The sequence below is a fragment of the Thermomonas beijingensis genome (genome assembly GCF_020034655.1).
Classification (GTDB): Bacteria; Pseudomonadota; Gammaproteobacteria; order Xanthomonadales; family Xanthomonadaceae; genus Thermomonas; species Thermomonas beijingensis.
Genome location: NZ_JAIQDJ010000001.1, coordinates 930,239 through 949,725, shown reverse-complemented (window position 1 = coordinate 949,725; position 19,487 = coordinate 930,239). Strand labels below are relative to the sequence as shown.

General features: G+C 60.1%; 16 protein-coding genes. 8 read left to right on the top strand and 8 right to left on the bottom strand.

Annotated elements, in window-relative coordinates:
• The first annotated feature begins 59 nt into the window (after positions 1–59).
• The 3 genes from K7B09_RS04415 (at position 60) to K7B09_RS04405 (ending at position 4,012) form a co-directional block, all read left to right on the top strand.
• On the top strand, positions 60–1,916 hold the full coding sequence (locus K7B09_RS04415; RefSeq protein ID WP_223627177.1) for a DEAD/DEAH box helicase: 1,857 nt from the start codon (positions 60–62) through the stop codon (positions 1,914–1,916).
• A 153-nt stretch (positions 1,917–2,069) separates the two neighbouring features.
• A complete protein-coding gene (locus tag K7B09_RS04410) occupies positions 2,070–2,825 on the top strand; it encodes a type 1 glutamine amidotransferase (RefSeq protein ID WP_223627176.1) in 756 nt (251 codons plus the stop codon).
• Positions 2,826–2,872: 47 nt separating this feature from the next.
• Entirely contained in the window at positions 2,873–4,012 is a 1,140-nt protein-coding gene (locus tag K7B09_RS04405; RefSeq protein ID WP_425507843.1) for a BaiN/RdsA family NAD(P)/FAD-dependent oxidoreductase, read from the top strand.
• A 14-nt stretch (positions 4,013–4,026) separates the two neighbouring features.
• Here the strand turns inward: K7B09_RS04405 and K7B09_RS04400 are convergent, their stop codons facing one another.
• Together K7B09_RS04400 and K7B09_RS04395 are read right to left on the bottom strand one after the other, a co-directional pair.
• On the bottom strand, positions 4,027–4,179 hold the full coding sequence (locus tag K7B09_RS04400) for a hypothetical protein (RefSeq protein ID WP_223627172.1): 153 nt from the start codon (positions 4,177–4,179) through the stop codon (positions 4,027–4,029).
• Positions 4,176–4,922: a sulfurtransferase gene (locus tag K7B09_RS04395; protein ID WP_223627170.1), complete on the bottom strand. Its 747-nt coding sequence runs from the start codon at positions 4,920–4,922 to the stop codon at positions 4,176–4,178. Before K7B09_RS04395 ends, K7B09_RS04400 begins: the two co-directional genes overlap by 4 nt.
• A 44-nt stretch (positions 4,923–4,966) precedes the next feature.
• On the opposite strand from K7B09_RS04395, the gene K7B09_RS04390 reads away from it, so the two are divergent.
• On the top strand, positions 4,967–6,241 hold the full coding sequence (locus K7B09_RS04390; protein ID WP_223627168.1) for a TIGR03862 family flavoprotein: 1,275 nt from the start codon (positions 4,967–4,969) through the stop codon (positions 6,239–6,241).
• Here K7B09_RS04390 and dcd read toward each other — a convergent pair.
• From dcd to apbC, 4 genes are all read right to left on the bottom strand, one after another.
• Positions 6,205–6,792, bottom strand: coding sequence for a dCTP deaminase (dcd, locus tag K7B09_RS04385; RefSeq protein WP_223627166.1), 588 nt, complete (start codon positions 6,790–6,792; stop codon positions 6,205–6,207). The genes K7B09_RS04390 and dcd overlap by 37 nt on opposite strands.
• A 71-nt stretch (positions 6,793–6,863) precedes the next feature.
• A complete protein-coding gene (locus tag K7B09_RS13245; protein WP_223627163.1) occupies positions 6,864–8,258 on the bottom strand; it encodes an O-antigen ligase family protein in 1,395 nt (464 codons plus the stop codon).
• A 121-nt stretch (positions 8,259–8,379) separates the two neighbouring features.
• Positions 8,380–8,832, bottom strand: coding sequence for a hypothetical protein (locus tag K7B09_RS04375; RefSeq protein WP_223627161.1), 453 nt, complete (start codon positions 8,830–8,832; stop codon positions 8,380–8,382).
• 94 nt (positions 8,833–8,926) lie between these two features.
• The gene (gene apbC / locus K7B09_RS04370; protein WP_223627159.1) at positions 8,927–9,778 is read right to left on the bottom strand and encodes an iron-sulfur cluster carrier protein ApbC; all 852 of its coding nucleotides are present in this window, start codon (positions 9,776–9,778) and stop codon (positions 8,927–8,929) included.
• Between the two features lie 323 nt (positions 9,779–10,101).
• Here apbC and K7B09_RS04365 point away from each other — a divergent pair, with 323 nt between their 5' ends.
• On the top strand, positions 10,102–13,020 hold the full coding sequence (locus tag K7B09_RS04365) for a TonB-dependent receptor plug domain-containing protein (RefSeq protein ID WP_223627156.1): 2,919 nt from the start codon (positions 10,102–10,104) through the stop codon (positions 13,018–13,020).
• 61 nt (positions 13,021–13,081) lie between these two features.
• Here K7B09_RS04365 and K7B09_RS04360 read toward each other — a convergent pair whose 3' ends face one another.
• Positions 13,082–14,698 (bottom strand): tetratricopeptide repeat-containing sulfotransferase family protein, encoded by a 1,617-nt coding sequence (locus tag K7B09_RS04360; RefSeq protein WP_223627153.1) that lies wholly within the window; start codon positions 14,696–14,698, stop codon positions 13,082–13,084.
• Positions 14,699–14,857: 159 nt separating this feature from the next.
• Here K7B09_RS04360 and K7B09_RS04355 point away from each other — a divergent pair, with 159 nt between their 5' ends.
• The 3 genes from K7B09_RS04355 (at position 14,858) to rnfB (ending at position 18,024) form a co-directional block, all read left to right on the top strand.
• Positions 14,858–15,292 carry a DUF2147 domain-containing protein gene (locus tag K7B09_RS04355; RefSeq protein ID WP_223627150.1) on the top strand — a complete coding sequence of 145 codons (435 nt, stop codon included), beginning with the start codon at positions 14,858–14,860 and terminating at the stop codon, positions 15,290–15,292.
• A gap of 111 nt (positions 15,293–15,403) precedes the next feature.
• Positions 15,404–17,470 (top strand): methionine--tRNA ligase, encoded by a 2,067-nt coding sequence (metG, locus tag K7B09_RS04350; protein WP_223627149.1) that lies wholly within the window; start codon positions 15,404–15,406, stop codon positions 17,468–17,470.
• Between the two features lie 122 nt (positions 17,471–17,592).
• The gene (gene rnfB / locus K7B09_RS04345) at positions 17,593–18,024 is read left to right on the top strand and encodes an Rnf electron transport complex subunit RnfB (protein WP_288968432.1); all 432 of its coding nucleotides are present in this window, start codon (positions 17,593–17,595) and stop codon (positions 18,022–18,024) included.
• A 9-nt stretch (positions 18,025–18,033) separates the two neighbouring features.
• Here rnfB and ppnN read toward each other — a convergent pair whose 3' ends face one another.
• Positions 18,034–19,377, bottom strand: coding sequence for a nucleotide 5'-monophosphate nucleosidase PpnN (gene ppnN, locus K7B09_RS04340; protein WP_223627739.1), 1,344 nt, complete (start codon positions 19,375–19,377; stop codon positions 18,034–18,036).
• Positions 19,378–19,487: the final 110 nt, after the last annotated feature.

Below are 19,487 nucleotides of genomic sequence, written 5' to 3'. Positions count from 1 at the left end.
GCGGCAGACGCGTACACTATGCGTCCTTGAATCTTCCGGCGAACCCGCCCAGAGGCACCATGAGCGGCGATACCGCACCTGTGACATTTTCTGATCTTGGCCTGCCGCAAAGCCTGCTGGCCGCGCTTCGCGAAGTAGGCTACGAAACCCCTTCACCGATCCAGGCCGCCACCATTCCGGCCCTGCTGGCAGGCCGCGACATGATCGGGCAAGCGCAGACAGGCACCGGCAAAACAGCAGCATTCGCCCTGCCGGCGCTGGCCCTGCTGGAATCGCCGGCCAGCAAGCCGCAAGTGCTGGTGCTGGCACCCACCCGTGAGCTGGCCATTCAGGTCGCCGAGGCGTTCCAGAAATACGCCCACCATATTCCCGGCTTCCAAGTGCTGCCGATCTACGGCGGGCAAAGCTATTTGCCGCAGCTGACGGCATTGAAACGCGGCGTGCATGTGGTGGTAGGTACGCCGGGCCGGGTGATTGACCATTTGGAACGCGGCTCGCTGGATCTGTCGCAATTGCGCATGCTGGTGCTGGATGAGGCCGACGAAATGCTGCGGATGGGATTCATCGACGACGTGGAAGCGGTGCTGAAAAAGACCCCGGAAACACGGCAAGTGGCGCTGTTCTCGGCCACCATGCCCAACCAGATCAGGCGCATCGCGCAGACGTATCTGAAAGATCCGACCGAAATCGCGATCAAATCGCAGACGTCCACCGCCGAAAATATCCGCCAACGGTTCTGGATGGTGAGTGGCATCAACAAGCTGGACGCGCTGACCCGGATCATGGAAGCCGAGCCGTTCGATGCCATGATCATTTTCGCCCGCACCAAGTTGGGCACCGATGAGCTGGCCGAAAAACTCGCCGCACGCGGCTTCAGCGCCGCCGCCATCAATGGGGATGTGGAACAGAAAACCCGTGAGCGCACCATCCAGCGCTTGAAGGATGGCCAGCTTGACGTGCTGGTGGCCACCGACGTGGCCGCGCGCGGGCTGGATGTGGATCGCATCAGCCACGTGCTCAATTACGACATCCCCTACGACACCGAAAGCTATGTGCACCGGATTGGCCGCACCGGCCGTGCCGGGCGCAAGGGCGAGGCGATCCTGTTTGTGGCCCCGCGTGAGCGCGGCATGCTGGGGGCGATTGAACGTGCCACCCGGCAGAAGATCGAGCAGATGAACCTGCCCAGCGTGGATGCCGTGAATGAGCGCCGGGTAGCCAAGTTTCTCGACAAGATCGAAGCCGCACTGGCCAGCGATGACCTCGCGATCTTCCGCGATCTGGTGGAACGCTACGAGCGCGAGAAGAACGTGCCGGCGGTGGAAGTCGCCGCCGCGCTGGCCAAGCTGGTACAGGGCAAGGCCCCTTTGCTGCTGGCCAAACCGGCGGTTTCGGAACGCGCTTTCGAAGCACGTGATGCCCGCCCCACCCGCGATCGCAGCGAGCGCGGTGAACGGCCGCAACGTGAGCCGAGGGAGCCGCGTGAACGCACACCGCGTGAACACGGCGCTCCAGAAGCCGGCATGCGCACCTACCGCATTGAAGTGGGCCACCAACATGGCGCGCAGCCGGGGCATATCGTGGGCGCGATTGCCAACGAAGCCGATCTGGAAAGCCGCTATATCGGCCGCATTGATATTCGCGATGATTACACCTTGGTGGATCTGCCCGATGGCATGCCGCCGGAATTGCTGGAACACATGCAGAACGTGCGGGTGGCCAGCAAGCCACTGCGCATGAAGCCCGCCAGCAGCACCGATATCGACGCCCCCTCGCGCAAGCGCAGCTTCGGCCCGCCGCGTGGTGACGATCGCCCGCGCAAACCGGGCGGCTTCAAACCCGGTGGCGGCAAGCCGGGCGGCTTCAAGCCTGCTGGCGGCAAACCGGGCGGCTTCAAGCCCCGCAGCCCGCGCTAAGGCTTCATGGCGCATGGCGTGCTCCTGCGGGATGGGTCTGCCCCGCAGGGGGGGTCATGGCTGCAACCATTGCTGGTGCGATCGGGACGCAGGCCATAGCCGCATGATGAGCGGCGATTCGCCGCTCGTCGCCGCCTTTGGCATAGTTTGCACATGTCCCGTCTTCTCGTCTTCCAACACGTTGCTGCCGAACCACTGGGTACGCTGGATCCACTGATCCGGCGACGCGGTCATCGCATCCGGTTCAAGAATTTCGAACGCCATCCCGATGCCCAACTCAACGTTGACCGCTATCGTGGATTGATCGTGCTGGGCGGGCCGATGAATGTCGAAGACCACCCGCAGCGTGCGCATCTGCGCAACGAAATGCGCGCCATCGAAACCATGTTGGCGCAGGGAAAACCCGTGCTGGGCATCTGCTTGGGTGCGCAACTTCTCGCGCATGTGCTGGGCGCGCCCGTGCGGCGCAATCCCGTGCAGGAAATTGGCTGGTACCCCCTGCATAAAACCGCGGCAGGGATGGATGACCCCGTATTGGCCCCGCTGCAGCCCGCCACACCGGTGTTCCAGTGGCATGGCTGCCGCTTCGACATCCCGCAATCGGCCACCCATCTGGCCACCAGCGCCGACTGCGCACAACAGGCGTTTCGCTACGGCGACAATGCCTATGGCTTCCAATTCCATCTGGAAATGGATCAGCCGTTGATCGAGCGCTGGCTGGCCAATCCTGCATATCGCGAAGAATTGGCAAGCTCCGGTTTGCTGCACGATGAAGCCACCATCCGTACGCAAACGCAGCAACACATCGCCGCCATGCAGCAACAAGCCGATGCCGTGTTCAACAATTTCCTCGACCTTGCAGGTCGCCCGCAGCGCCGCCACACCCTGCCGTCGCGTGAATGGGTGTGAACACCCAATTTGATGCCATCGTCATCGGTGCCGGTGCCGCCGGGCTGATGTGCGCGCTCACCGCTGGCCAACGCGGCTTGCGCGTGCTGGTGCTGGATCACGCCAATAAAGCAGGCAAAAAAATACTGATGTCCGGGGGAGGCCGCTGCAATTTCACCAACACCGGCGCATCGCCCGCCAACTTTGTGTCAGCCAACAAGCATTTTTGCAAATCTGCGCTGGCGCGCTACACGCCGTGGCATTTCATCGCGCTGGTCGAGCGCCACCGGATTGCTTATCACGAAAAAGAGCTGGGGCAGTTGTTTTGCGATGATTCGTCCAAACAGATCGTGGCGATGCTGCTGGCCGAATGCGCGCATGCCGGCGTGGAGATTCGCACGCATTGCACGATTGAACGTGTCGAACACACCGATGCCGGCCACTACCGCCTGCACACGCCACAAGGGCATTTTACAAGCGCCGCACTGGTGGTGGCCAGTGGCGGGCTATCGATCCCCAGCATGGGCGCGTCGGGATTTGGCTATCAGCTTGCCAAACAGTTTGGGCAGCACGTGTTGCCCACCCGCGCCGGCTTGGTGCCACTGACCTTGAGTGGCAAACATGCCGAGCGCCTGCAGGACTTGGCGGGGGTGTCATTGCCGGTCGAGGCGACGTGCAATGGTGTGAGTTTTCGCAACTTCATGCTGATCACCCACCGCGGCATCAGCGGCCCGTCGATTTTGCAAATCAGCTCGTATTGGCAGCCCGGTGATGACCTGCGGCTGGATCTGTTGCCCGGCATTGATGGCGCGCAACAACTTGCCGATTGGCAACGCACACGGCGCGACACAGAGTTGAAAACCGTGCTGGGCGAGGTCCTGCCAAAACGTTTTGCCCAGCGCCTGTGCGAACACTGGATGATCAATAAACCGCTGCGCCAATACACACCGGCAGAACTGCACGCGATTGCCGAACTGTTAGCGGCATGGCCATTGATCGCCAGCGGCAGCGAAGGCTATCGCACCGCCGAAGTGACCTTGGGAGGAGTGGATACGGATGGCCTGTCATCCAGCACGCTGCAATCCAAGACCATCCCAGGCCTGTATTTCATCGGTGAAGTGGTGGACGTGACCGGCTGGCTGGGCGGCTACAATTTCCAGTGGGCATGGGCATCGGGCCACGCCGCGGGCATGGCGATTGGCGGTTGATCACGCCGCTGCAATCAGAACAACCGCGGCCAATGCATGATCGGCGCGACAAACCAATAAATTCCGATCAGGACCACACCCCAGCACACCAGTTTCAGCAATGCGCCGGCTACCTTGATGGCCACCCAAACCCCGATGACGATCATCGCGATCGCAAGCCAGCTCATGCCGCACCCTCCTGCAATGGGCGTAGTGCCGGATCCAGGCTGATGCGCTGATCAAACACGAAGCAACCACCGTCGTAGCCTGCGCCGCCAACCTGTTCGAAATAACCCAGGATGCCGTCATCCAGTTGCAGCAGGTTGTCCCAGCCCTCTTGCTGCAACCACAACGCCGCTTTTTCACAGCGGATGCCACCGGTACAAAAACTGACGATGGTGGCATCGCGCAAGCCTTCGCGGTGCGGTGCAAGCGCCGCAGGCAAGTCGGTGAATTTATCAATGGGCAAGGTCAGGGCATTGTGAAAGGTGCCGTAGGCCACTTCCTGCTGGTTGCGCGTATCCAACAACACCAACCGCTTGCCGGCATCGTCATGGCCTTGCGCAATCCAACGCGCCAAGGTGCGAGGGGCGACTGCAGGGGCGCGCTCCCCCAGTTCCAGCGGCGAGGCATGCGTGCGCCGAAAGCTGATGATTTCGGCCTTGCGCTTGACCTTCAACCGCGCAAACGGCACGGCTTCGCTCCAGCTCTCTTTCGCGTGCAGATCGGCAAACCGTGCATCTTCGCGCAGCCACGCCAGGAAACCGCGCAAGGGTACCTCTGCGGCGGCCAGAAACAGGTTCACGCCCTCGGGGGTCACCAACATGCTGCCACGCAGGCCGTCCGCCTCGGCGCGCTCACGCAGGCGCAGTGCCAAGGCATCGGCATCATCAATCGCAACAAACAGGTAGGCGGCAATATTCAAGATCATCCGCGTATTGTAATCGGGCCTTGCCGGCATGGGATCATGGCGGCATGTCGAACCTCCCAACTCCTACGCTTGCCATCATCGGCGGTGGCCCTGCCGGTTTGATGGCCGCCGAAGCCGCGTGCGGCACCGGCCTCCCAGTGCATCTATTCGAAGCCAAGGGATCGGTTGGGCGCAAATTCCTGATCGCCGGCAAAGGTGGCCTGAATCTCACCCATTCCGAGCCGCGTCCGAACTTTGATGGCCGCTACCGTGAGCGCGCCAATGACATCGCAACATGGCTGGACAGCTTCGATGCCGATGCTTTGCGCGCATGGGCGCGCGGGCTGGGCATCGACACCTTCGTGGGCAGTTCGGGCCGGGTGTTCCCCACCGATCGCAAGGCCGCGCCCTTGCTGCGCGGCTGGGTGCACCGCCTGAAAGTTGCCGGCGTGCAGTTCCATGTGCAGCACCGCTGGTTGGGCTGGGACGCCAACGGCGCGCTACGCTTTGCAACGCCCAGTGGTGAGGCCAGTTTCACTGCCGACGCCACCGTGCTGGCACTGGGCGGCGGCAGTTGGCCGCAGTTAGGCTCGGATGGCGCATGGGTAGATGCACTGACGGCACGCGGCATCGACATTGCACCCTTGCAGCCGGCCAACTGCGGATTCGATATTGGGTGGAGCGATTTCATTGCGAACAAATTTGCTGGCGCGCCGCTCAAACCCGTCATTGCCCATTGGCCTGATATCGACAACACCACACACGCCTTGCAAGGTGAGTGCGTACTGACCGAACACGGCATCGAAGGCAGCTTGATTTATGCGATCAGTGCCGAACTGCGCGACCGCATTGCCCGCAACGGCGAAGCGACGCTGCATCTGGACCTGGTGCCAGGACGCACGCTGGAACGCCTGCAAAACGATCTTGCAAAACCACGCAACGGCCGCAGTTTGGGTGAACATTTGCGCCGGCAAACCGGCATCGACGCCGCCAAGGCCGCGCTGGTATTTGAAGTTCTGGACCAACCCGCGCAGCAGGATATGACGCAGGTGGCTGGCGCACTGAAATCACTGCCGCTGCGCTTGTTGCGCCCGCGTCCGCTGGCCGAAACCATTTCCACCGCCGGCGGCGTGCGCCTGCACGCACTGGATGATGCGCTGATGGTGAAGCAACACCCCGGGCTGTTCTGCGCCGGGGAAATGCTGGACTGGGAAGCCCCGACCGGCGGCTATCTGCTCACCGCGTGCTTTGCCAGCGGCCTGCGTGCCGGGCGCGGCGCGGCAAAATGGCTGCAAACTTCGAATCAGGTACGCGGTAAAGTCACCCCCGTCTGCCCCTGATATTTTCCGCCGCGATCCTTGTACGAGGTTTCGCAGACATCATCGGCAGCGGACTGGAAGAACAACATCTGGGCCACACCTTCCCCTGCATAAATGCGCGCAGGCAACGGCGTGGTGTTGGAGAACTCCAAAGTCACATGCCCTTCCCATTCCGGCTCCAGCGGGGTCACATTGACGATGATCCCGCAGCGCGCATAGGTGCTCTTGCCCAGGCACACCACCAAGGTGTCGCGCGGAATGCGGAAGTACTCCACCGTACGCGCCAACGCAAACGAATTGGGCGGGATGATGCACTCATCGTCCACCACATCGACAAAACTTTTGGGGTCAAAGTGCTTGGGATCGACTATTGTCGAATTGATATTGGTAAACACCTTGAACTCGCGCGCGCAGCGCACGTCATAGCCATAGCTGGAGGTGCCATAGCTGACGATACGTTGACCACCGGTGCCGCTCTTGTCGGCAAACTTCACCTGACCCGGCTCATACGGCTCAATCATGGCCTGCTGTTCAGCCATGCGACGGATCCAACGGTCACTCTTGATGCTCATGCGGGTTGCTTTCTGGCGTCGGTCAAGCCCGCAAGTGTAAGGAATGTTGCCACATCTGCCCAGCGCTGCGCTCAATCAGCAAGTGCGTTGGGAGCAGCCTGATCCCGTGCATCCTCGGGCATGTGCCGACGTTGACCGATATCCGCAAGCGCCGCCAACATCACCCCCGCCAGTGCTGCGGTAGTGCTCATCAAACTGAGCGTGCGCAAGGGATAGTCTGCCCACGAATGCGCCAATACTGCGGCAATCGCCACCCAAGCCGATGCCGCCAATATCACCTGCGAGCCACGTCGCCGCTGTTGCAGCAAGCGTTTGACGGCTACCGCCAGTACCGCCAGCACGCCAACCAGCAGCAGCATGCCCAGCCAGCCGGTTTCCAGCCACCACTGCACGTATTCATTATGCGCATGATTGACGTAATACACATCTTGCATCTGCAGTGGGCTGGCGGCAGCAAACAACGGCACGAAACTGCCAACGCCACTGCCCAGCGGCGCATGCGCCAACCCTAACTGGAATGTGATTTCAGCGAACACATGGCGTTGCTCTTCGGCAAGATCAATCGCCATCCAGCCCAACGCCGCCTGCATTCCAAGCAGCATCAATAACACTATGCCCGCAGCCAGTCCCAATGCCGCCTTATTGCGTTTCATCCTGCGCAATGGCACCGCTCCGCTCAGCACCAAAGCCAACGCCAAGGCCGGCAACGCAATGGCCATGCCTGCACGCGAGGTACTCAAGGGTGTGGCCAGCAAAAACATGCCCGCCAGCAGGAAGTACCCCCACACGGCATGCAGGTGCACTCCCTCGCACCGCGCCCGAAAGCGCGCATCCGCGCCCAAACCCGTCGCCAGCACCATGCCCGCGATGCAGGCAGTTGCCTGATGATTGGTATTGGCAAACAACCCACCAAACCCCGCATCAAAATCATAGAGCCGCAACGCGCTGTCCAACGGCAACCCGGCCTGGAAAAATGCAAACAGGACATTGAAGGCTGCCAGTACAATCACAACCTGTAACACGCGTCGCCGCTGGAACTTATCCAGGGTTATTGCCGCAAAGAAGCAAGCCAAGGCAGGCAATAGCGCCCACAACCCCTGTTCGGTGGCGGCCGGTGCAAGGCTCCAATGGCGACGCAAGGTATCCACCCCTGCCTGTTGCAAGTCCTGCGTCAGTGCGCCACGAGCTGCGGGCAGGTTCCAGATCGATGCGGGGAGCGGCAACAACTGCAAGGCCAACAACAGAACGAGAGCGACCGCTAACGCGATACCGCAGCGAGACAGCCGATCCGCTGGAAACTCGACCAACAAGACTCGCACCGACATCCACAGCACAGGCAGTGCCAGCAGTTGCAACCACTCGTCCATCGACGTGCCGTCTTGGGTCACTCCGCCCCCCAGCCACAGCGCCGCCAGCAGCGCTGACAGCGCGGGCAGCAGCCACCTGCGCGCGACATCGCTTGACACTTACGAACTCCTTGCCAGGCCAATACTGCGGGTCAATGTAATCCCATGTCCCCTAAACGCATCAAGGCAAGCCGGATAGCTTGCCTTGATGCTCGTCAACCGATGTTGCAGGGCTGCGACCTCAACGCCTCCCGCTACTGATCGGCGTATTTTTTTCCGAACCAAGCAAAGCCGCCCCGACAAGCACAGCCCCGGCAATCATGCCGACGTTGGCACCGTTCATCCCACCCGAATGGGCCCATCCGGCAGCGATTTTGCAACTGGCGTCCACCACATAGGTGTTGGCCTGGTCGTAATCACGCACGCACTTGTGGATTACGCGGCCTTTGTCATCCAACTTGTAATACACCAGCTTGGCACCCGGCTGCGCACCAGAGAGCATCATGTATTGGCCCACCGTCAGCTGGTCACCAATCGCCGCCGAACGGTAATCACCGCCGGTGCTGGTCATCACGCTGCCGTTGGCCTGCTCCAGCACGATTTTGTCCCAATCATTGCTGGATTGGGATTGCGCAAAGGCGGGCAGTGCACAGACTGCGGCAAGGAATGTCGCTGCCAAAGGATACTTACGCATCTTGAACCCCACCATCGCAACGCCGTCAGACGGCAGATGAGAAGAAAATAGCACACGGAAATAGCAGTCTGCAACATCACCAAACCGCTGCTATTCAGCCTGCCCCCAGCAGCGCCGCAGCAATCCCGGTTCGTACCTTCGGCCGTTGCGCCAAGCGCGCCAGCAAGGCACGTGCGGTCATCCGATAGGCCTGCGCTGCGGCGGAGTCCGGCTGCGCGGCCACGATGGGTTTACCTGCATCGCCCTGCTCACGAATCGAGCGTTGCAGCGGCAGCGAGCCCAATACCGGCACGTCGTACTGTTGCGACATCCACTGTGCCCCGCCACTGCCAAAGATGTGTTCGGCATGGCCGCACTGACTGCACACATGCACCGCCATGTTTTCCACCAAACCAAGCACAGGAATTTCCACTTTTTCAAACATTTTCAATGCTTTGCGCGCATCCATGGTGGCCACTTCCTGCGGTGTGGTCACCACCACCGCACCGGCCACCGGGATCTTTTGCGCCATGGTCAATTGAATATCGCCCGTCCCGGGTGGCAGATCCACGATCAACACATCCAGATCGCTCCAGCAGGTATCCCGCAGCAATTGGGTCAGCGCCTGGGTAGCCATTGGCCCACGCCAGATCATCGGCGTATCGTCGCCCACCAGCAGGCCAATCGACATCGCTTCGATCCCGTAGGCCCGCATCGGCAGGATGCTCTTGCCATCCGGACTGTCCGGCTTTCCAGACAAACCCAACATGGTGGGAATGCTGGGGCCATACACATCGGCATCCAGCACACCAACCTTCAGGCCTTCCGCCGCCAGTGCCAATGCCAAATTCACTGCCGTCGTGGATTTACCTACGCCGCCTTTGCCTGAGCCCACGGCAATGATGTTGTGCGCATTGGCCAACGGCTTAAGTTCACCTTGGACGGCATGGGAGGGCAAACGTGACATGGGCCGATGGCCTCGGTTAATGGAACGACAATGTTAGCCGAGTCCCCGAGTTTGCCATTCATGTTCCATTTACGTTCGTGAAATGGACATTGCCCAGCACCTGCTCTCGAATATCCCCAAAGCTGCCGTCAAAACAGCTTGACGCCTACGGTGCATTCGCAGCCACACAATTTAACAAAAGCCCCACCATACGGCACGCAAGTATTACGTATTCAGGCAAAGCATGTTAAATGAATGTTACCCTTCGGGCCCGGCTGGTTCCGGTGTCTCATCGATCACCTCAGTTGGTTCTGTTTAACCGTTTCCAAAAAGAAGGAATTCCCATGGCTCTTCGCCACCGCAATACCATTGTTCGCAGCCAGCTGACGCTGGCGCTTGCCGCAGCCTTGATGCTGCCGGTCGCTGCCTATGCGCAAGACCAAGCTGCCACCAAGACCGACACCCAGCAGAAGTCCGACGAAAAGGCGAAGAATCTGGACAAGGTCACCGTGACCGGTTCGCTGATCCCGCAGACCCAAGTCGAAACCTTCGTTCCGGTCACCATCATTTCGGCCGAGGACATTCAAGCCCGCGGCTTCAGCAACGTGGCGGAAGTGTTGCAGAAGAGCAGCTTCGCCACCGGTGGCGTGCAGAACAACCAGAGCTCGGCTTCGTTCACCCAGGGTGCCGAAACCTTGAGCCTGTTTGGTCTGTCCGCCAGCTATGTCAAATACCTGATCGACGGCCGCCCGATGGCCAACTATCCGGCGCTGTACAACGGTTCGGACGTGTTCAACAACATCAGCGGTATTCCGGTGGAGTTGGTCGAGCGCATTGAAATCCTGCCCGGTGGCCAGTCCTCACTGTATGGCTCGGACGCCATTGCCGGTGTGGTCAACATCATCCTCAAGAAGAACATGGAAGGCAGCGTGATCAGCACCCGTTTGGGGGGTTACGCCGAGGGTGGTGGCCGCAGCGGTCGTTTCAGCGCCGCTACCAGCCTGCACAACGCCGACAACCGCTGGAACACCCTGCTCGGCTTGCAGGCGGAAATCACCGATCCGGTGTGGTCTGCAGACCGCGACTTGACCAGCCATTTCAATACCCAAGGCACCACTTGGGTTGCCAATAACGCAACCAAGACCTACGACCGCGTTGCTTCACCGGCGCTGGCCAGCCGCGATTGGCTGGTGTACAGCCCGTTCACCAGCTACAAGTTCCTTGACCCCGCCAACTGCGCCAATGTGACGGCTGGTTTCGGTGGTACGGCAGGCTTGCAGACGCGCCCGGGCTTTGGCGATGCCAAGTACTGCGGCTCGATGTCCACCCCCGGCTATCGCACCTTGAAGAACGGCAAGGAAAGCGTGCAGTTCTATGCGCACTCCACCTACGACTTCAATGACAATGCACAGTTGTATGCTGACGTGCTGTTGAGCCACGAAAAGGTCAAGTACCACATCGGCTCCAACTACACCTGGTGGGGCACCAGCCTGAAATGGGGTTATTTTTATGACCCGAACCTGGACGACTTGCTGAACCTGCAACGTGCCTTCACCCCGGAAGACATGGGTGATTGGAAACAGACCATGGGCCGCAATGTCAGCTCGTCGTATGCGGTCACCTTGGGTGTCAACGGCACCTTGGGCGAAGGCTCGAACTGGGATTACGACGTCGGCTTTACCCGTACCGAGTACAAGCTCACCGAAACCGACCTGGCTCGTTTGGGCGACCCGATCGATAAATACTTCCAGGATCATGTGTTGGGCCCACAACAGGGTTGGGATCCCTACTACAACGCCTATCCGGTATTCACCCCGGACTACGCCGCGTTCTACAAATTGTTGTCGCCCACCGATTTCTACAGCTTCATGGGCCAAACCAATTCGCGTAGCCGCACCTATGACAACATGCTGCGCGCGCAGCTGACCAATGGATCGCTGTTCTCGCTGCCCGGCGGTGACGCGGGCTTCGCGTTGGCAGTGGAAGCCGGCAGCCAAGGCTGGCGCTATGATCCGGATCCGTTGCTGCTGAACGGCAAGATTTGGGGCACCACCGCAGTCAGCGGGAATGGCAGCCGTACCCGTTATGCGGTCACCAGCGAATTGCGCCTGCCGCTGTGGGAACCGCTGACGGTCACCGCATCTGCCCGTTATGACGCGTTCCGCGCGGCCGGCAAGACCATCGACAAGCCCACCTATGCACTGGGTATGGAGTTCCGTCCGTTTGAATCCTTGCTGTTCCGCGGCAAGTACGGCACTGCATTCAAGGCACCAACCTTGGCTGACCAGTTCCAAGGCCAAAGTGGCTTTTATAGCACCACGGTGGACTACTACAACTGCGCCAAGCTGGGCTTCGACCCGGGCAATATCGTCAGCTGCCCGACCACGTTCTCCAATGCTCAGTACAAAGGCGAGCAGTCCGGCAACGTCAACCTGAAACCCATCAATGCCAAGGTGTGGAGCTACGGTGTGGTGTGGGCACCCACCGCCAAGCTCTCGTTCAGTGCCGACTATCACCACTGGGATATCCGCGATGAAGTCGCAACCCAGAACGTGGATCAGCTGATGCGTGATGAGGCCGACTGCCGTCTGGGCAAGTTGCCGGCCAGCTCCGGCACTTGTGTGGCTGCGCTGTCGCAAGTCGTGCGTGGCCCCACGGGCGTAATTCAGAAAATCAGCATCCAGAAAGTCAACGTTGCCAAGGAAACCTTGAATGCGGTGACCTTGGACGCCAACTATCGCCAGGATCTGGGCGCTTACGGCACCTTGAACATGGGTGGTTCGTGGACCCGCAATCTCAAGCATGAGTTCCAGCAGTACCCAACCGACCCGATTGCTGATGCACTGAACGACCCGTACTACAGCACCGATCCCAAGATCAAAGCCAGTGCGTCGTTGGGCTGGAACAAGGATCGCTGGACCACCACGCTGTATGCCAACTACATCGGCCAGACCCCGAACTACCGCGCTTCGCTGAATAAGCTGGGTACCGTGGACAAGTGGGGCAAGCCGATCGATGGCTACAACAACTACGGTGCCGCCAAGCTGGGCTCGTACACCACCCTCAATGGCAGCGTGAACTTTGCCGTCACCGAGGACTTCAAGTTGTCGTTCCTGGTCAATAACTTGGCCAACCGCATGCCGACCATGGATGTCAGCGGTTACGCGGGCAACACTGGTGCGCCGTACAACAGCAGCAATTTCGACGTGCTGGGCCGTGCGTACTATCTGGAAGCCAAGTGGAGCTTCGGCAAGGGCAAGTAATCGCCCAAGTCCATGTGTTACCAAAAACCCCGCCTATGGCGGGGTTTTTTTTATTGTTACTTCAAATTTCGATACCGCCTTGCTCCAACAATTCACGCAATGGCTGAAGTTGTGGTTCGAAACGTTTCCAACGTTGCATTGCACCGCGATGCAGCGGCTCGCGCACTTGCACCGCACTGGCGGTGGCCACGGGGGCGGTGTTGTCTTGAAACTGCAAGCACGCGTCTTCCCACGGCAGACCGCAATGCGCCAGCGCCATACGCATGGTGGCCTCTGGTGCGTCCACCAAGTCCTCGTAGTGCACTTCCAGAATCCGTCCGGGCATCACCTGCTGCCAGTGCCGCAGCAGTGCATCAAATTGCAGGTAATAAGCGCCAGTATCCAGCAGATCAAACGAGTAGTCGTAATACGGCGTACTTTGTGCGAACAACTGGCGGAAGTTGCCCAGGCAAGTGTCCATCGGGTTGCGCCGCATGCAGAGGATGCGCGCCTTCGGCAAGGCTTGCGCGATATGCCCCAAATACAAGAAATTGTGCGGCAATTTATCCGTGAACCGTGGTTTGCTGGCGGTGCCAGGACGGGTGCTGGCCACATAGGCATCGCCCACTTTTTGCCAAGGCAAATGCCGCGCCCGCTGGATGCAGTCCACGTCGATCAACTCCGGCGTGATGCTGCCCGATGCACGTTTGAGGACGACACCGAAGTTCTGCAACTCCCCTGCCGAATGCACCTGCGAGTGGCTGGACAGGATGCGATCCATCAAGGTGGTACCACTGCGTGGCATGCCCACGATGAAAATCGGCTCCGCGTTGTCACTCCCGATGGCGCTGTCTGCAATCGACTCTGGAAAGGCTTCACGTACAGCCGCAAAAAGAGCGGCATCGCGGGCGCGACTGCCTTTTCGGCCCACTCCGCCGGCCTGCTTTCCGGCGACCAGGTGGTTGAACGCGGCCGCGTCATCACGCAAGTCTTCCAACTCGGCCGACAGTGCCAAATTCAAATACATGCGCGCTTCGTTATCTGCTTCGGGACAACTGGCGAGCAGGGTTTGCAACCTACTCAGGTGATTGTTGTCCGGTCCGGATTTGCGCAATTTCGCCAAGGCCAAATGGGCCTTCCAGTAGTGTGGCTGCCGGCTCAAGCAGGCTTCATATTCGCGCTCGGCATCCTCCAGTCGGCCGGCAAACGTCAGCGAGGTTGCCAGATTGAAGCGAAACGCGGCCTGCTGCGGGAACAGCGCAACCGCACGTTCAAACATTGCTACGGCCTTGGTGTGCTCGTTGCCGCGCGTGTACACCACGCCAAGGGTATCGGCGGTCATCGCATCGGTTGGACCGGCGTTGACCGCAGCATCAGCAACCGTCAGTGCTTCTCGCAACATACGCCCGTCCGACAACAGCTTGGCCAATTGCGCGGCATAGTCGGCACGTGCGGGATTCAGCCGTACCGCCTGCTGCAAATGCTGCATGGCCTGAGGCATCTGCTGCAGATTCATCGCTGCCACACCCGCAACGAACTGCACCCCGGCATGCCCGGGCAAATGCTGCAACAACCTGTGCGCCAGTTCGGCTGCTTGCCGCCAATCCCCTCGGTTCAAGGCCTCTACGGCTGCCTGATAGATAGGCCGCGGATCAAACGCACCTGCCATCTCATCCTTGCGATCAACCACGTTATTCACCTGCCTCTTCCGCATGATCCGAACCCGCAAGTTTAGCCCCAAGCCAGCTCAATCCCGACTGGCCAGGCAATCCCGGCAGATCCCCATACCCCTACGAATGGGGTATAACGCCAATTAGGAGCGCGCCGCGCTCTTGCTCATCCCTGGGAGGGGACATCCATGCGCAAGATCATTTTGGCAACACTGTTGGCATCCTTCGCATTCGCAGCTTCGGCGCAACAACATGCCACCTCGCCGGTTGGCAAGTGGAAGACACTGGACGACAAATCCGGCAAGGCCATGACAATTTCAGAAGTCTACGAGGCCAAGAACGGGACACTGGCTGCCAAGATCACCGAAAACCTAGGCATGCCAGCCACTTGCGATGAATGCAGTGGGCAGTACAAAGGCAAGCCCTATGTAGGCATCGTCACCTTGTGGAATCTGAAGGCGCAAAAAGACGGCACATGGGGCGACGGCAAGGGCTATAAGCCGTCTGAAGACCGTAATTTCAATGCCAAGTCGATCAAACTGATCGATGGTGGCAAGAAACTGGAGGTGAAAGGCTGCGTGGCTTTCATTTGCCGCACGGCCACTTGGGTACGCGCGGACTGACTGCATTGAGGTTCGGTGTGACGCAAAACCCCGGCTTGCCCGGGGTTTTGCGTGCAGGGGCAACGCGCTTGCGTGCGATAATCGAAACCCCGTTTCCTGATAGACCCCCCGATGTCGCGTACTGCACTTGTCACCAACGCCCTGCCCTATGCCAATGGCCCGCTACACCTTGGGCACCTGGTGGGTTACATCCAGGCCGATATCTGGGTGCGCGCACGGCGTATGCGAGGCGACAGCGTGCATTACGTCTGCGCCGATGACACTCACGGCACGCCCATCATGCTGGCAGCCGAAAAAGCCGGGGTGAGCCCCGAGGACTTCATCGCCCGCATCAAAGACAGCCATGAGCGCGACTTTGCCGCATTTGGCGTGGCCTTCGACCACTACGACTCCACCCATTCGCAGACCAATCGCGAGATCACCCAGCAGATTTACGCAAAGCTGCTTGCCGCAGGCCACATCAGCCAACGCAGCGTGGCGCAGTTTTATGACCCGGCCAAAGGCATGTTCTTGCCTGATCGCTACGTCAAGGGCACTTGCCCAAACTGCAAATCGCCCGACCAGTACGGTGACAATTGCGAAGTTTGTGGGGCGGCCTATGGCCCCACGGATTTGATCGACCCCAGGTCGGCGGTCTCCGGGGCCACACCGGAAATACGTGATTCCGAGCATTATTTTTTTGAAGTCGGTCGCTTCGAAGCCTTCTTGCGCGAGTGGCTAGCCGGCGACACCGCGCTGCCGGGAGTCAAAGCCAAACTGATGGAATGGCTGGATGCCGAAGGCGGCCTGCGTGCGTGGGATATCTCGCGCGATGCGCCCTACTTCGGTTTTGAAATCCCCGGTGCACCCGGCAAGTATTTCTATGTCTGGCTGGATGCGCCCATTGGCTATCTATCCAGCTTCAGCAACTATTGCGCCCAAACCGGGATTGCTTACGACAGCTACCTGCAAACTAATTCGCAGGCCGAGCTGCACCACTTCATCGGCAAGGACATCGTCAATTTCCACGGCCTGTTCTGGCCGGCGGTGCTGCACGGCAGTGGCCACCGCGCGCCCACGCGTTTGCACGTCAACGGCTACCTCACGGTGGATGGCGCGAAGATGAGCAAGTCACGTGGCACCTTCATCATGGCGCGCACTTACTTGGATGCAGGCCTGGACCCTGAAGCGCTGCGCTATTACTTCGCCGGCAAAACCTCGGGCGGGGTGGACGACGTGGATTTGAACCTTGCCGATTTTGTGGCGCGGGTGAACAGCGACGTGGTGGGCAAGTTCGTGAATCTGGCCAGCCGCTGCGCCGGCTTTATCGAAAAACGTTTCAATGGCCAACTGGCCGTGAGCCTGCCTGACACCGCACAGTACACGCGCTTCGTGGAGGCGCTGACGGCTGTGCGCGATGCGTATGAACGCAACGAAGCCGCCAGCGCACTGCGGCTGACCATGGCACTGGCCGATGAAGCGAACAAATACATCGACGATCAGAAGCCGTGGGTGCTGGCCAAGCAAGACGGTGCTGATGCGCAGTTACAGGCAGTCTGCACGCAAGGCTTGAACCTGTTCCGGGTGTTGGCTGCGGCCTTGAAGCCGGTGCTGCCGGGCACGGTAGCGCAAGCCGAAGCTTTCCTGGCTGCCCCGATCACGCATTGGGACGATGTGGTCGAGCCGTTGCTGGGATGTTCAATCCAGCCCTACATGGCGTTGTTTACCCGTATCGACCCGAAGCAGATTGCCGCGATGGTGAACGCTTCAAAGGACACACTCGCCACGCCAGCCCCCCGCGCAACACCAGCTGAAATCAAGTCTGCGCCGCAACCTGCCAAGACCGCTGTACCCACGGATACGACTGCCTGCATCGGTATCGACGACTTCGCCAAGCTCGATTTGCGTATTGGCAAAGTGCTGGAATGCGGCTTCGTGGATGGCTCGGACAAGTTGCTGCGCTTTGTATTGGATGCCGGCACACTCGGCCAGCGGCAGATTTTCTCGGGCATTCGCACCAGTTATGGCGAGCCGGAAAAACTCATCGGCCGCAGCGTGGTGTTCATCGCCAACTTAGCCCCACGCAAAATGCGCTTTGGCATCAGCGAGGGCATGATTCTGTCGGCCGGATTTGATGGTGGCGCATTGGCACTGCTGGATGCCGATACCGGCGCACAACCGGGTATGCCGGTGCGCTGATATTGCGCATCTCACGCGCCGTGGTGGCGTATCTACTTCCGCTCATGGCCCCCGATGCCGGCACTATGCCGGCATCTCCTCCTTGACTTCGCGGCAGCAGATACGCCACCACGGCACTTGCTATCTTCACGCTTATGACCTCGCCCAACGCCGCCAGCCTGATCGAACGTCTCGACCGCCTGCTACCGCAAACCCAGTGCGGACAGTGCGGCTTTGAGGGTTGCCGCCCGTATGCACAGGCGATGGCACGTGGCGAAGCGGACATCGACCACTGCCCGCCGGGCGGCGATGCCGGTGCACGCGCACTCGCAAAACTCCTGGGTGTGGATGCCAAGCCCTACGACCGTAGTCGCGGCGAACACAGGCCCGGCGAATTGGCGCTCATCATCGAGGCCGACTGCATCGGCTGCACCAAATGCATCCAAGCCTGTCCGGTGGATGCGATTGTGGGCGGCGCCAAATTCATGCACACCGTACTGGATGACCTGTGCACGGGATGCGCGCTGTGCATCCCGGCCTGCCCAGTGGATTGCATCGAGATGCAATCCGGTTGAATCAACCGGTTACCCCACCACCTTGTAACAGGGCTTGTAGTCACCCGAAATCTTCATGCGTCGCTGCTGCACGAATGCGCGCAACAGCGCATCCAGCGCCTGCATGATGTCTGGATCGCCATGGATCTCGAATGGGCCATGCGCCTCGATCCGGCGCATGCCGTCTTCCTTCACGTTGCCGGCGACGATGCCGGAGAACGCACGGCGCAGGTCGGCCGCCAATTCGTGCGGTTTGCGGCCGTGGTGCAGGTCCAGCCCCGCCATCAGCTCGTGGGTGGGCACGAAGGGTTGTTGCAAATCCAACGGCACATGCAACGCCCAATTGAAGAAGAATGAATCACGCTGCGCGATACGCTGCTCCTTCACCTTGAGGATGCCGCTGTCCATCGTCTTCGCCACCTTGGCAGGGTCGGCCACGATGATCTGGTACAAGTTCGCGGCTTCATCTCCCAAGGTCAGGCGGATGAATTTGTCGATTTGTTCGAAGTACGGCGCTGCGGCCGTTGGGCCGGTAAGAATGAACGGAAAGCGTAGGTGTGAATTCTCTTCACGCAGCAAAATTCCCAGCAAGTACAGAATTTCCTCGCAAGTCCCCACGCCACCGGGAAACACGATGATGCCGTGGCCCAAGCGCACGAAGCTCTCCAGCCGCTTCTCAATATCCGGCATGATCACCAGATGATTGACGATGGGGTTGGGCGATTCGGCCGCGATGATCCCCGGCTCGGTGATGCCGATATAGCGGGTACGCCGGCGACGTTGCTTGGCATGCGCAATGGTGGCGCCTTTCATCGGCCCTTTCATCGCCCCCGGGCCGCAACCGGTGCAGATATCCAAGCCGCGCAGACCCAATTCATAGCCCACCTGCTTGGTGTATTTGTACTCATCCTGCCCGATCGAATGCCCGCCCCAACACACCACCAGGTTCGGGTCAGCCGGGTGCAGCACGCGCGCATTGCGCAGCAAGCGAAATACCGCATCGGTGATGCCGTTCGAAGTCTCCAACTCGGTATCGCCATTGAGGTCGATCGCGGTGAATGCCAAATCACGCACTACCGCAAACAGCAACTCGGCGACACCGGCAATGATCTGCCCATCCACAAACGCCATCGCAGGTGCATGCTTCAATTCAATGCGCACACCGCGATCCTGTTGCCCCACTTCGATATCGAATTCAGGGTACAGCTCTGCCGCCGCGCGCGGGTCGTCGGACGCACTGCCTGAGGTGAGTACCGCCAGCGCGCAGCGGCGCAGCAGGTCGTGCAGGCCACCCGCGGAGGCATCACGCAAGCGCGCGACTTCCTCGCGCGAAAGCACATCAAGCGCACCTTTTGGGTAGATGTGGGTGCTGATGGTGGGAAGGGTGGAGGTGGATTGGCTGGCCGCCGATTGCGGCGTATCGATAGTCGTATTCATACTTGCAGTCTAACCGAGGCGGGGGGTGTTTCGGGTCAAGGATGTTC

Coding starts and splice junctions, on each gene's coding strand:
- K7B09_RS04415 (WP_223627177.1), top strand. CDS start 60: ATGAGCGGCGATACCGCACCTGTGACATTTTCTGATCTTGGCCTGCCG.
- K7B09_RS04410 (WP_223627176.1), top strand. CDS start 2,070: ATGTCCCGTCTTCTCGTCTTCCAACACGTTGCTGCCGAACCACTGGGT.
- K7B09_RS04405 (WP_425507843.1), top strand. CDS start 2,873: ATGTGCGCGCTCACCGCTGGCCAACGCGGCTTGCGCGTGCTGGTGCTG.
- K7B09_RS04400 (WP_223627172.1), bottom strand. CDS start 4,179: ATGAGCTGGCTTGCGATCGCGATGATCGTCATCGGGGTTTGGGTGGCC.
- K7B09_RS04395 (WP_223627170.1), bottom strand. CDS start 4,922: ATGATCTTGAATATTGCCGCCTACCTGTTTGTTGCGATTGATGATGCC.
- K7B09_RS04390 (WP_223627168.1), top strand. CDS start 4,967: ATGTCGAACCTCCCAACTCCTACGCTTGCCATCATCGGCGGTGGCCCT.
- dcd (WP_223627166.1), bottom strand. CDS start 6,792: ATGAGCATCAAGAGTGACCGTTGGATCCGTCGCATGGCTGAACAGCAG.
- K7B09_RS04375 (WP_223627161.1), bottom strand. CDS start 8,832: ATGCGTAAGTATCCTTTGGCAGCGACATTCCTTGCCGCAGTCTGTGCA.
- apbC (WP_223627159.1), bottom strand. CDS start 9,778: ATGTCACGTTTGCCCTCCCATGCCGTCCAAGGTGAACTTAAGCCGTTG.
- K7B09_RS04365 (WP_223627156.1), top strand. CDS start 10,102: ATGGCTCTTCGCCACCGCAATACCATTGTTCGCAGCCAGCTGACGCTG.
- K7B09_RS04355 (WP_223627150.1), top strand. CDS start 14,858: ATGCGCAAGATCATTTTGGCAACACTGTTGGCATCCTTCGCATTCGCA.
- metG (WP_223627149.1), top strand. CDS start 15,404: ATGTCGCGTACTGCACTTGTCACCAACGCCCTGCCCTATGCCAATGGC.